This is a genomic window from Arcicella sp. GW822-FHT02H01 (assembly GCF_058802005.1).
The window spans coordinates 2,903,933-2,916,464 of the sequence record NZ_JBXANT010000001.1; the positions used below are offsets into that span (position 1 = coordinate 2,903,933).

10 protein-coding genes and 2 tRNA genes are annotated in these 12,532 nt (G+C 36.4%); 6 read left to right on the forward strand and 6 right to left on the reverse strand.

What is annotated here, in order from left to right; genetic code table 11:
• The first annotated feature begins 111 nt into the window (after positions 1-111).
• From uvrA to AC1RNE_RS12365, 5 genes are all read left to right on the forward strand, one after another.
• The gene (gene uvrA, locus AC1RNE_RS12345; RefSeq protein WP_492801256.1) at positions 112-2,949 is read left to right on the forward strand and encodes an excinuclease ABC subunit UvrA; all 2,838 of its coding nucleotides are present in this window, start codon (positions 112-114) and stop codon (positions 2,947-2,949) included.
• A gap of 214 nt (positions 2,950-3,163) precedes the next feature.
• On the forward strand, positions 3,164-4,048 hold the full coding sequence (locus AC1RNE_RS12350) for a PPK2 family polyphosphate kinase (RefSeq protein WP_492801257.1): 885 nt from the start codon (positions 3,164-3,166) through the stop codon (positions 4,046-4,048).
• 53 nt (positions 4,049-4,101) lie between these two features.
• Positions 4,102-4,821, forward strand: a complete 720-nt coding sequence (locus AC1RNE_RS12355; RefSeq protein WP_492801258.1) for an RluA family pseudouridine synthase — start codon at positions 4,102-4,104, stop codon at positions 4,819-4,821.
• Positions 4,822-4,849: 28 nt separating this feature from the next.
• A tRNA-Arg gene (locus AC1RNE_RS12360) sits at positions 4,850-4,921 on the forward strand.
• Positions 4,922-5,164: 243 nt separating this feature from the next.
• Complete coding sequence (locus tag AC1RNE_RS12365; RefSeq protein WP_492801259.1) at positions 5,165-5,947, forward strand: fatty acid desaturase; 783 nt, start codon at positions 5,165-5,167, stop codon at positions 5,945-5,947.
• Between the two features lie 51 nt (positions 5,948-5,998).
• Here the strand turns inward: AC1RNE_RS12365 and AC1RNE_RS12370 are convergent, their stop codons facing one another.
• The 6 genes from AC1RNE_RS12370 to AC1RNE_RS12395 all read right to left on the reverse strand — a co-directional run bounded on the left by AC1RNE_RS12370 (position 5,999) and on the right by AC1RNE_RS12395 (position 11,955).
• Positions 5,999-6,619, reverse strand: coding sequence for an ABC transporter ATP-binding protein (locus tag AC1RNE_RS12370; RefSeq protein ID WP_492801260.1), 621 nt, complete (start codon positions 6,617-6,619; stop codon positions 5,999-6,001).
• 75 nt (positions 6,620-6,694) lie between these two features.
• Positions 6,695-7,471: an acyl-ACP--UDP-N-acetylglucosamine O-acyltransferase gene (gene lpxA / locus AC1RNE_RS12375; RefSeq protein WP_309922908.1), complete on the reverse strand. Its 777-nt coding sequence runs from the start codon at positions 7,469-7,471 to the stop codon at positions 6,695-6,697.
• Positions 7,472-7,509: 38 nt separating this feature from the next.
• A complete protein-coding gene (locus AC1RNE_RS12380; protein WP_309922906.1) occupies positions 7,510-8,904 on the reverse strand; it encodes a bifunctional UDP-3-O-[3-hydroxymyristoyl] N-acetylglucosamine deacetylase/3-hydroxyacyl-ACP dehydratase in 1,395 nt (464 codons plus the stop codon).
• Entirely contained in the window at positions 8,897-9,931 is a 1,035-nt protein-coding gene (lpxD, locus tag AC1RNE_RS12385) for a UDP-3-O-(3-hydroxymyristoyl)glucosamine N-acyltransferase (RefSeq protein WP_492803637.1), read from the reverse strand. Before lpxD ends, AC1RNE_RS12380 begins: the two co-directional genes overlap by 8 nt.
• A 54-nt stretch (positions 9,932-9,985) precedes the next feature.
• Positions 9,986-11,218 (reverse strand): HD domain-containing protein, encoded by a 1,233-nt coding sequence (locus AC1RNE_RS12390; protein ID WP_492801261.1) that lies wholly within the window; start codon positions 11,216-11,218, stop codon positions 9,986-9,988.
• A 323-nt stretch (positions 11,219-11,541) separates the two neighbouring features.
• Positions 11,542-11,955 carry a DUF4890 domain-containing protein gene (locus tag AC1RNE_RS12395; protein WP_492801262.1) on the reverse strand — a complete coding sequence of 138 codons (414 nt, stop codon included), beginning with the start codon at positions 11,953-11,955 and terminating at the stop codon, positions 11,542-11,544.
• A gap of 139 nt (positions 11,956-12,094) precedes the next feature.
• Here AC1RNE_RS12395 and AC1RNE_RS12400 point away from each other — a divergent pair.
• Positions 12,095-12,168, forward strand: a tRNA-Ile gene (locus tag AC1RNE_RS12400).
• Positions 12,169-12,532 lie beyond the last annotated feature (364 nt).

Below are 12,532 nucleotides of genomic sequence, written 5' to 3' on the forward strand. Positions count from 1 at the left end.
ACTTGATAAAAAGCAAAATAACAAAATCGAGCCCATGTCAAAAACATGGGCTTTTTTGGTAACTTTACTATTGCTTTACGTGTTAAATTCATATCACGATTTTAAAACATTATGCCCAACAACAAACATTCAGACATTACTGGTTATGAACAAATAGAAATTCTCGGTGCTAGAGAACATAACCTTAAAAATATAGATTTAATCATCCCTCGTAATAAACTAGTAGTCTTCACTGGCATTTCTGGCTCTGGAAAGTCTTCTTTGGCTTTTGATACAATTTATGCAGAAGGGCAACGTCGTTATATGGAAAGCTTTTCGGCGTATGCCCGTAGCTTTCTGGGTAACATGGAACGCCCCGACGTAGATAAAATCAATGGGCTTTCTCCTGTTATTTCTATTGAGCAGAAAACGACTTCTAAAAACCCACGTTCGACGGTCGGCACTGTTACCGAGATTTACGATTTTATGCGTTTATTGTATGCTCGTGCTGCGGAGGCTTTTAGTTATGTAACGGGCGAAAGAATGATTAAGCAGTCTATCGACCAAATCATTGAAGTAATCTTACATGATTATCAAAACCAAAAATTGATTCTTCTAGCCCCTGTCGTAAAAGGTAGAAAAGGGCATTACCGTGAACTCTTTGTACAGATTGCCAAATTGGGCTATACAAAAGTAAGAGTCGATGGCGTAGTGATGGATATTCAGCCCAAAATGCAACTCGACCGCTTTAAGATTCATGATATTGAGATTGTAGTAGATAGAATTGTGGTAAAAACCGAAGAACGTTTTCGTTTATCACAATCCGTTCAAACGGCGTTGAATCAAGGGAAAGGCTTGATGATGACGCATGATGAAAAAGGCGAAGTTCGCAATTTTTCAAAGTATTTGATGGACCCTATTTCTGGGGTTTCTTATGACGAACCCTCGCCTAATAATTTTTCTTTTAACTCACCTTACGGTTGGTGCACGACTTGCCAAGGTTTGGGGAAAGTAGAAGAAATTACCGAAGATTCTATTTTGCCAGATAGAACCCTTAGTATCAATAAAGGAGCCATTGCACCTTTAGGGGAATACCGTGATATGTGGATTTTCAAGCAATTAGAAGTACTGCTAAAACCCTTTAAGGTAAGCTTGGCAACACCCCTAGATAAATTTCCTGAAGAAGCCATCAAGATTATGTTGTATGGCACCGATGAACCCGTACCTGTACCCTCAAAAAAATATGAAGGAACAGACTGGAATACCAAGTACGAAGGTATTATAGTTTTCTTGAAACGTCAGCAAGAGACAGGCTCTGAGAAAATACAAGAATGGTTAAAGGATTTTATGGTCGTAAATACTTGTCCAGATTGCAAAGGTTTACGATTGAAAAAAGAATCTCTTCATTTTAAAATAGACCATAAAAATATAGCCCAATTGGCGGAATTGGATATTGCTGAACTAGCAGAATGGTTTGTAGGCTTAGAAGCACGCATGAATGAGCGTCAAAATGTTATAGCCAAAGAAATTTTGAAAGAAATTAGAAAACGAATAGGCTTCTTAACGGGCATAGGCTTGGAATATTTAACGCTTAACCGTTCACTAAGAACATTGTCAGGAGGAGAGGCACAGCGGATTCGTTTGGCTACACAGATTGGTACACAACTGACCAATGTATTATATATCATGGATGAACCAAGCATTGGTTTGCACCAACGTGATAACGTAAAGTTGATTCAAGCCTTAAAAGATTTACGTGATTTGGGCAATTCTATTTTGGTAGTTGAGCATGATAAAGACATGATGCTGGCATCCGACTATGTGGTGGATATTGGTCCAGGAGCTGGTCGTCATGGAGGTTCAATCGTTGGACAAGGAACACCAGAAGAATTCTTAAAGAACAATTCAACAACAGCTAAATTTCTGAGCGGAGAAATAGGTATTGAAGTGCCTAAACAACGTAGGAAAGGCAATGGTAATTTCTTGATAATTAAAGGAGCAACAGGGAATAATTTAAAAAATGTTACCTTGAAATTGCCTCTCGGTAAGATGATTTCTGTGACAGGCGTAAGTGGTTCGGGTAAATCTTCTTTGATTCACGATACCATGTATCCTATTTTGAATCGCCATTTTTTTAATGCCAAACGCGAACCAATGCCTCATAAATCGGTAGAAGGGTTAGAGCATTTGGATAAAGTAATAGAAGTAGACCAGTCGCCGATTGGTAGGACACCACGTTCAAATCCTGCTACCTATACAGGAATGTTTACAGATATTCGTACCCTTTTTGCAGAATTGCCAGAATCAAAGATTCGAGGGTATAAAGCAGGGCGATTCAGTTTTAATGTAAAAGGTGGACGTTGTGAAGATTGCGAAGGAGCGGGGATGAAAAAGATTGAAATGGAATTTTTGCCAGATGTTCATGTTGCCTGTGAAACCTGTAAAGGAAAACGATTCAATCGTGAAACCTTAGAAGTTCGTTTCAAAGGGAAATCCATTGCTGATGTATTAGACATGACAGTAGAGCAAGCCGTAGAATACTTTGAAAATCAGCCAAAAATCTCTCGTAAAGTACAGATGTTGAAAGAAGTAGGCTTGGGCTATATCACCATCGGTCAGCAAGCAACTACGCTTTCTGGAGGAGAAGCACAACGAGTAAAATTAGCAGAAGAGCTTTCTAAAAGAGATACAGGTAAAACAATGTATATCTTGGATGAACCGACGACAGGATTACATTTTCAAGATATTAAAGCTTTGATGGAAGTATTAGACCGTTTGGCAGATAAAGGCAATACGGTATTGATTATCGAACATAATTTAGATGTTATCAAGGTATCAGACCATATCATTGATGTTGGGCCTGAAGGTGGACAAAAAGGCGGAACAATTATTGCCGAAGGCACACCCGAACAAGTAGCCAAAGTAAAAGGAAGCCATACGGCTAGATTTTTGAAGGAAGAATTGGCTTGAGTGAATAGTTTAATGGTATAATTATTTTATGAACTATTTTTCCGTGGGTTGTGTCCTCACAGCCCACAATGTAGAAGTATTAAATATCTTGCCTGTTGAAAATCATTTCAAGAGAAATCGTTTGTGTGGTGGACTGTGAAGACACAGCCCACGGCGAAGTTACTGCCCGCTTGAAAATCATTTCAGTAGACAATCAATTTTACCAAAAACAATCATGAAAATAGACATCAAAGATTTTGAGTATAACGGAGATAAGAAGTTTAAAATTAAAAAGACACCTACAAAAATCAAAGATTTTTACGAATCTGAGGAACAGTATGAACTATTGATAGCGGAGATAAAAGATAAGATTGACAAACTCCAGAGTTTGATGTATGCTGATAACCGTTATGCGATGTTGATTATGTTACAGGCTTCGGATGCGGCAGGTAAAGATGGAACGATAAGAGCAGTGCTTTCAGGCGTAAATCCTGCAGGTATTGCGGTACATAGTTTTAAAAGACCGACCTCAGAAGAATTAGACCATGATTTCATGTGGCGAAACATGCTGAAAATGCCAGAAAGGGGAAAAATGGTTTTTCATAATCGCTCTTATTACGAAGAATTATTGGTGGTGAAAGTACATCCTGAGATATTGCTTAATAGTGAAAAAATACCAACGGAGTTTACGAATGATTTAGATAAAGTATGGGCGCATCGTTATGAAGACATTCGTAATTATGAAAAGTATCTCAACAGAAATGGTATAATTGTGTTGAAGATTTACCTAAATGTATCCAAAAAAGTACAAGGAGAACGCTTAATTGAGCGTATTCAAGACCCTACTAAAAACTGGAAATTTGAAGAGGGCGACGTAAAAGAACGTGATTTTTGGAATGAGTATCAATCTGCCTATGAAGAAATGGTCAATCAAACCGCAGCCAAATATGCACCTTGGTATGTGATACCAGCGGATGATAAAAAGAATATGCGATTGATTGTCAGTAGTATTATTTTACATCATCTCAAGTCGATTGATATGAAATATCCAGCAGCAGATGAAGCCCGACAAGCTACCTTAGAACAGCTCATCAAAGTAATCGAGCAACAAAATGGATAAGCTAATGTGAAACAATTTTGGTAAATTGCAGGCTTAAAGACAAAAAGATTACCATGCGACTGAATTTCAAGGACTTAATTATATTTGAGAACGACGATTATATTGTTATCAACAAACCTCCATACATTGCTTCACTAGACGAACGACAAGCGGATAACTCGCAGAGTATCTTGCGTTTAGCCAAAGAATACTCAGATGATGCACAGTTGGCTCACCGTTTAGACAAAGAGACTTCTGGTGTATTGGCTATTGCCAAAAATCCAGCAGCCTATCGTCACCTAGCCATGCAGTTTGAACACCGTCAGGTAGAAAAACGCTACCATGCTGTAGTAAATGGTGCTCATGATTTTGAAATGATTTCGGTGTATTTACCCATCGCTCAGAAAAGAGATGGTACCCAAGTAATGATAGACCGCCAGAAAGGGAAAGAAGCAGAGACAATTTTCAATACGATTAAAGTATATCGTAACCATACTTTGGTAGAATGTATGCCTGTAACAGGTAGAATGCACCAAATCAGGATTCACTTAGTATGTTTAAAAGCTCCTATCGTTTGTGATCCAACTTATGGCGGAGAATACATTTACTTATCTGATTTAAAAAGAAAATTTAACCTAAAAAAAGATACAGACGAACTTCCTTTAATGAAAAGAGTAGCCCTACATTCTCGTTCGTTAACATTCAAATTATTAAATGAAGAGATTATCAAGATAGAAGCTCCTTATCCGAAAGATTTTGAGGTTTTGGTAAAGCAGTTAGAGAAGTTTTCGTAATTTTGCGCCCGTCTGATTCAAGACACTTGGCTCCGTAGTTCAATGGATAGAATGTAGGTTTCCGGTACCTAAGATGAAGGTTCGATTCCTTCCGGGGTCACAAAGCCGCTTTACAAAAGTAAAGTGGCTTTGTGTTTTATGGCTTTATCTAAATTAGCAAAAGCAACAATAATTCCGCTTCATGCATTTTGTTCATATTAAGTATAAGCAACCTAAAGTCTATAAGGAAGAAAACTATTTAAAAAAAGCTTAGAATAGAATAAATAAGTAATAAAACAAAGTACTGTCTTTCAGAATAGTTTATTAAATTGGAATTTATTTACACATACTTAATAACACTGCAATGACACATCAGGAGATATTAAAAAAGGTCGAATGGAGAGATTTAAGAAGTTTGTCTATCAAAGAGATGTTGATTGAAAATAACCTTACTATTCCTTGGTTGATTATATCTCTATCGCTCGCATATTTTGATTATTATCTTCTTGCTTTACCATTTTCAGCATTCTTCTTCTTAACAGGACTTAGACAAGTACATAATGGATTCCACAATTCGTTGGGTACAAATAAGTTTTTGACTTGGCTTTCTTTATATCTTAATAGCATTTTAATGGTTGTTTCCATCCATGCCGTTAAATTTAATCATATAAGACACCATAAATACTGTCTTGAGGAAGAGGATTACGAAGGCAAATCAGCAGCAATGACTTGGTATGGGGCAATTTTATATGGGCCAATACATGTATTTCTCATTCACAAAATCACGCTCAAACTTGGCAATAAAAATTACAGACAAAACGTGCTTATTGAACTTATTTCTATTGCAATTTTTGTTTGTCTTGTATTCTATTATAGAATTGATTTTCTAATCTACCATATTATTATTATGATTATCGGAGAGTTTTTGATGTCATTCTTTGCAGTCTGGACGGTTCATCATGACACCCACGACAGCCCTGAATTTGCAAGAACTCAAAGAGATAGTTGGAAAAACAAGCTGACATTTAGTATGTTCTATCATTTAGAACATCATTTATTTCCTGCTGTGCCAACCATTAAATTACCTGAACTTGCTAAACGAATTGATCAGACATTTCCTGAAATAGAAAAGAAGCAAACATTCTAATTTACTACTATTGTTTGTTAGTCAGACATGTTAAACGTATTACCATGATATTTACCCCTTAAAATCATGAATATTAAAAACCTTATCACAGAATTCATATTCGGAGGGCTGATTGGAACAGATAAACAACAAACGATTTTTAGAATACTCCTGTACGTTTTTTAGGTACCAATTCACAGCGTTAATATCAAGATTGGACGTTGGCTCGTCAAGCATCAAAATCTTGCAGTCAGATAGGAAGGAAAGCCCTAATTTTACCCTTTGCTTCATGCCCGACGAAAAATATTTCACTTCTTTATTCTTGGCTTGGGGCAATTCAATAAAATCAATGAATTGATTGATAGTGAAGGAATCTCGTAAAGGCTTAAATTTAGTATGAAAAGTTAGCAGTTCGCTTAGGGTGAAGTCTTCTATTAATTCTAAATATGGAGCTGTAATGCTGATATGTTGATAAAAATGGTCGATTTCAAGAATTTTATCTCCTTCTTGAAAAACAACATTGCCTTCAGTATGAGGCATAAAGCCCGAAAGTACTTGTAATAAGGTAGATTTTCCGCTACCATTTGCTCCCGTAAAAGTATATGAATTACCCGTCTGAAATTCCAGCGTTAGCTTTCTGAAAATCCATTCATTTCTAAACTTTTTACCAAGATTTTGAGCGTTGATATTCAAGGGTTATGCTTTGATTAAATAAAAAGGTTGATAATAGATTCTTTCAAGAAAGCAATTATCAACCTTTTATAAATATTATGAAAGACCTTTCATAATACCTCTTTCTGAATTACGGATAAAGTTGACAATTTCATCACGTTCAGAAGAAGCAGGAAGATTAATTTCAATTTGTGTAAGGGCATCAGATGTATTCAGATTCTTCAAATAAATATACCTGTATGCTTCTTGAATTTGCGAGATTTGTTCTTCCGAAAAACCACTTCTTCTTAACCCTACCGAATTAATACCTACATAACCAAGTGGCTCGCGAGCAGATTTTGTATAAGGGGGAATGTCTTTTCTTACCAAAGCTCCACCCGAAATCATTACATGTTTCCCGATTTTCACAAACTGATGTACTGCGGCAGTACCACCAAAACGAGCAAAGTCGCCCACTTCTACGTGTCCAGCCATCTGTACATTGTTAGCAATAATTACGTTGTCGCCAATTATACAATCATGAGCGATATGGCAATAAGCCATAATTAAGCAATTTTTACCAACTTGAGTTTTATATTTATCAACAGTACCTCTGTTTAACGTTACACATTCACGAATTGTAGTATTATCACCTACGATGGCAAGTGTTTCTTCTCCTTGAAATTTTAAGTCTTGTGGAATAGCAGATATTACGGCACCCGGAAAAATACGACAATTTTTACCAATTCTTGCCCCAGGAAAAATTGTTACGTTTGAACCAATCCAGCTACCTTCACCAATTTCCACGTTTTGATGAATCACCGTAAAAGGTTCTACGACTACATTTTGAGCAAGTTTGGCGTCGGGGTGTATGTACGCTAAGGGTTGTGTCATATTTTTTATTGATAACAACGAATAATTATTCGTAATAATTAACTCTTTCTTACTAAGCTAGCTGTCATGTCGGCTTCACAAACTACTTGTCCGCCTACATACGCTACCCCGTGCATTTTTGCAATACCTCTTCTGATAGGGGCTAATAAATCACATTTAAACACCACCGTATCGCCCGGTACTACACTTTTTCTGAAACGGCAATTTTCAATTCCTACTAGGTATGGCCAGTAGTTTTCTGGATCTGGTACCGAACTAAGCACTAATATACCACCCGTTTGTGCCATTGCTTCTACTTGCATAACACCCGGCATCACAGGGTTGTTAGGAAAGTGACCCATGAAATAATTTTCATTCATGGTTACATTCTTAATACCTACTACACTTTGGTCGTCTAAATAAATGATTTTATCAACCATTTGGAATGGATAACGGTGAGGAAGCAATTGATAGATTCTCTCGAAAGTGAAAATAGGAGGTTGCTTTGGGTCGTACTGAGGTACTTTGTTTTTCTCAGTTTCCAACATCAACTTTTTGATTTTCTTCGCTAATTCTACATTGGCTGCATGCCCTGGGCGTGCAGCTAAGATTTGCGCTTTGATAGGGCGACCCACTAAGGCTAAATCTCCTACCATATCTAATAACTTATGGCGAGCCATCTCGTTATTATAATATAGCTCTAAATTATTAAGAATACCTTTTTCTTTAGAAACACTTACTTTTGGTTTACCTAACACCATCGCAAGGTGGTTAAGCTCTTCTTCAGAATAATCGCGGTCGGCAATTACGATAGCGTTTGATAAATCTCCCCCTTTGATTAAATCAGCTTTGTATAGGGCTTCTAGCTCATGTACAAAACAGAAGGTACGGCATTTAGCAAAGCTTTCATTGAACTGGCTGATAGCCGTTAAATTAGCATGCTGACTTGTCAAAAACTTAGAATTATAATCTACCATTGCCGTCAAACGATAATCGTTCAAAGGCAAAGCGGCTAATTCAACGCCTCTTTCTGCATCTTTATACCTGATTTCAGAAGGAATTTCAAAAAATTTACGATGAGCATCTTGCTGTTCTAAACCTGCATTTAGAATCGCTTCTACAAATTTGATAGAACTCCCATCCATAATAGGTGGTTCAGGGCCATCTAATTGTATCAAAACATTATCAACCTGACAGCCTACCATCGCTGCTAATACGTGTTCTACTGTATTAATTCGGGCTCCGTTATGTTCTATGGTTGTTCCTCTCGAAACATCTACTACGTGATCTACGTCAGCATCTGCAATGGGCTGATTGGGTAAATCTACTCTTTGAAACTTGTATCCATGATTAGGCGGTGCTGGCAAAAACGTCATATTAGCTACAACACCAGTGTGTAAGCCAACCCCCGACATCGTAACAGATTTTTTGATGGTATGCTGTTTGTTATTCATTGCTTTTTAACTTATTTTCTATTTCTCTCAATCGTTTCTCTGTAGCAGGAAGTTTACGAATAAGAGCCTGTGTTTTCAAGTAGTCTATGTTTTCTGTAGCTGGCGTACCGCTTAAAATCGTTCCTTCTTTATTAGGAGCTTTAGAAATACCCGACTGCCCCAATGCAATCGTTTTGTTGGGAATATTAATATGTCCATTAATGCCCACTTGCCCACCAATCATACAGTTTGCACCTATTTTTGCTGAGCCTGCGATACCAGTTTGTGCAGCAATTACCGTGTTTTTACCGATTTCTACATTATGCCCAATCTGAACTAAATTATCAATTTTTACGCCTTCTCTGATGATAGTAGAGCCAATCGTAGCACGGTCAATTGTAGCATTTGCTCCAATACTCACATAATCTTCTATTAAAACGTTGCCTAACTGAGGAATCGTTTGATAAGTGCCATCTGCTTGTGGTGCAAAGCCGAAACCATCCGCACCAATTACTGCATTGGCATGGATAGTACAGTGATTACCGATACGTGTATTTGGATAGATTTTTACACCTGAATAAAGTGTACAGTCGTCACCAATAATACTTGCTTCTAAGATTGTTACGTGAGGATATATTTTTACGTTTTTTCCAATTTTACAATTACTAGCAATATAACTAAAAGCACCAACATATTCACCTTCACCGATTGTAGCAGAACTACTGATAAATGAGGGTTGTTCAATGCCTTTTTTCTGATTTGCTAAGATTTTTTGATATTCTTGAAGAAGTGTAGTAAAAGCCGAATATGCGTTTTCAACCAAGATTAAAGAAGGAGAATAGCCCTTTTTAGGCTCAAATGTTTTGTCAACAATTACAGCAGTTGCTTGGGTAGTATATAAAAAATGCTCATATTTAAGATTCGCTAAGAAGGAAATACAACCTTCTGTTCCATCTTCTATTTTGGCTAATTGGCTAATTTTAAGGCTTTTATCTCCCTTTACTTCTCCATTTAGCATCAGAGCAATTTGTTCAACGGTAAATTCCATTCTTAGGGTGGTGGTCGTTGTGTTTTGTTTTTGGACGGCTTCGCCTAACATATTTTACCGCAAATATACATTCTTTGCCCAACATATATAATATTTTTTGACGATGTTACTTAATGCCTTTATTGTAGGTAAATCAGAAGCCTCTGCAATATCCAGTACTCTTTTGTCTTTTGTTAGGATATTAATGTTCTGTTTGCCAGATACATAGGCGGCATTAGAGGTGCTTCCTTCTATCATTAAATAAGGTAAATCACTTACCTCTACACCAGGATGGCTTAATAAATCAATTTGAATTTTTTCAAGAAAAGATGGTTCAATAGGCGAGTCTGAAATATGAATTTTGAATAAATCTCTATCTAACAACATTTTACTGATATTAGAAAGCAATTTGTCAGGGTGTTTTGCCCATATTTTTACACAAGCCCAAATGTCATAATCATCCATTTCTACAAAGGCTTCTAAATAAGATTTGTCTGAAACAAAATCATCTAGACTTACATCTTTTTGTAAAAAAACCATAAAGGCTGGTGTCGCAAAAACGCTTTCTCCTGCCCTGATTAATTCTCTTGCTCGTTTAATGATTTGAATTAACATTGTTTCGGCACAGATAGAGGTTTTGTGCAAATATACTTGCCAATACATCAATCGACGGGCAGTTAAAAAGTTTTCAATAGAATAAATTCCTTTTTGTTCAACGACCAATTGGTTGTCGACAATATCCAACATTTTCAAAATTCTATCGGCACCAATAAAGCCTTCGCGTACACCCGTAAAAAAACTATCACGGTTTAAATAATCCATTCGGTCAACATCTAGCTGACTTGAAATTAATTGCGTAAAGAATTTCCTTTCATAATTGCCAGTAAACATCTTTATGGCTAAAGTCAAAGCACCGCCTAGTTGCTTATTCAGTTCCTCCATCAACAAAAATGAAATATGCTCATGAGATACATGATTTAAAATGACAGACTCTAGTACATGAGAAAATGGCCCATGACCCACATCATGCAGTAAAATAGCAATTTGAGCAGATTCGCATTCTGCATCTGAAATTTCATGTCCTTTGCTTTTTAGGGTAGATAAGGCCTCGTTCATTAAATACATTGCCCCCAGTGCATGATGAAAACGTGTATGCAAAGCACCTGGATAAACATATTCTGCCATGCCTAACTGTTTGATTCTCCTTAAGCGTTGATAGTAGGGATGTTCAATCAAATCAAAAATTAATTCACTCGAAATATTAATAAATCCATAAACAGGGTCATTAACTATTTTACGTTTATTCATGTATTTGTTAGTTGAGAATTAATGAGCGATGAATAAATAACTAATAATTGAAGTGTAGGGTTTAATTTTTCTTTTATTCCTAATCCGTGACTTAAGTCACGGGCTAGGGGTAAAAAGTCTAGCGTCTTGTGTCCTCGAGTCCTAAATTCCTTCAGTCCCCAAAACCTTCATCTAAAAGACTAGCGTCTTATGTCTTCTAGTCTCAGAGTCATCCAGTCCTAAAGTCCTCAATCCAAAAAAAATCCTCAAAGAACCATACCAACAAAAATAGCGATACAAAACCTGCATCGCTATTTTTTTCAATTATTTAGTCGTTAAAAAACTTAATTATTGCCATCTCTACGACCACCGCCATTTCCACCACGGTCTCTCATTTCATTTTGTAGTTCAGCATATTTAGTAAGCTGTTCAGCAGTAAAAATAGTTTTCAGTTTTTCATCCTGTGCCTTTGTAAGGTCGCGTAACTCTTGCATAGCAGCACGTCTATCAGTTGCATTTCTTAAAGACTCTCTTTTTGTCGCTCTTTCCATCAACAAAGGCTTAACCTGATTTACTTGCTCAGTAGTCAAACTTAAAGCCTTAGTCCATCTTTTTAATTGATTGTCCACTCTCTGTTCAGGAGTCATATCTTGTTGACCACCATTTTGTGTTTCAGCACTTTGGGCTACAGAAGTCTGAACATTTACCATAAAAGTAGCGGCTACTAAGCACGCTGCGAAGATTAATTTCCTTTTCATTGCTGAGATAGTTAATATTTAAAAACAAGTCTTAGATAACTACTACTTGAAAAGGTTTAAATGTTTTTTTAAAAAGATATTTTGTAAAAATGCTTTTAAACATCTAATTTTGCACCACAAAGAAATTAAAAGCTTTGTAGGGCCTATAGCTCATTCGGTTAGAGCAACTGACTCATAATCAGTAGGTGCTTGGTTCGATTCCAAGTGGGCCCACAATAAAAAACTCATAATCAATCGATTATGAGTTTTTTTGTTTAGGCGTCTATCTTATTTTCATAAAATAACACGCCTAAACGGTACTATATATATAATGAAGGGTTAGGTATTCTTTTAAAAGTGGTTAGGCATTGTTTTTATAAATGGTTACGCATTATTTTTTTAAAAGCAGTCAGGTGATTTTTTAAAAGTGGTTACAAATTGTTTTTAAAAGCAGTTAGGTAATGTTTTAAAAGTGGTTAGGCATTGTGTTATAAATGGTTAGGTACTCTTATTAAAAGTGATTAGGCATTTTTTTATAAATGGTTAGGTACTTATTAAAAGTGGTTAGGTAATTTTTTAAAAGTGGTTATACGTTGTG

What these genes read in the sequence shown, in the direction of transcription:
- uvrA (WP_492801256.1), top strand. Translation starts at nt 112, where the DNA reads ATGCCCAACAACAAACATTCAGACATTACTGGTTATGAACAAATAGAA.
- AC1RNE_RS12350 (WP_492801257.1), top strand. Translation starts at nt 3,164, where the DNA reads ATGAAAATAGACATCAAAGATTTTGAGTATAACGGAGATAAGAAGTTT.
- AC1RNE_RS12355 (WP_492801258.1), top strand. Translation starts at nt 4,102, where the DNA reads ATGCGACTGAATTTCAAGGACTTAATTATATTTGAGAACGACGATTAT.
- AC1RNE_RS12365 (WP_492801259.1), top strand. Translation starts at nt 5,165, where the DNA reads ATGACACATCAGGAGATATTAAAAAAGGTCGAATGGAGAGATTTAAGA.
- lpxA (WP_309922908.1), bottom strand. Translation starts at nt 7,471, where the DNA reads ATGACACAACCCTTAGCGTACATACACCCCGACGCCAAACTTGCTCAA.
- AC1RNE_RS12380 (WP_309922906.1), bottom strand. Translation starts at nt 8,904, where the DNA reads ATGAATAACAAACAGCATACCATCAAAAAATCTGTTACGATGTCGGGG.
- lpxD (WP_492803637.1), bottom strand. Translation starts at nt 9,931, where the DNA reads ATGGAATTTACCGTTGAACAAATTGCTCTGATGCTAAATGGAGAAGTA.
- AC1RNE_RS12390 (WP_492801261.1), bottom strand. Translation starts at nt 11,218, where the DNA reads ATGAATAAACGTAAAATAGTTAATGACCCTGTTTATGGATTTATTAAT.
- AC1RNE_RS12395 (WP_492801262.1), bottom strand. Translation starts at nt 11,955, where the DNA reads ATGAAAAGGAAATTAATCTTCGCAGCGTGCTTAGTAGCCGCTACTTTT.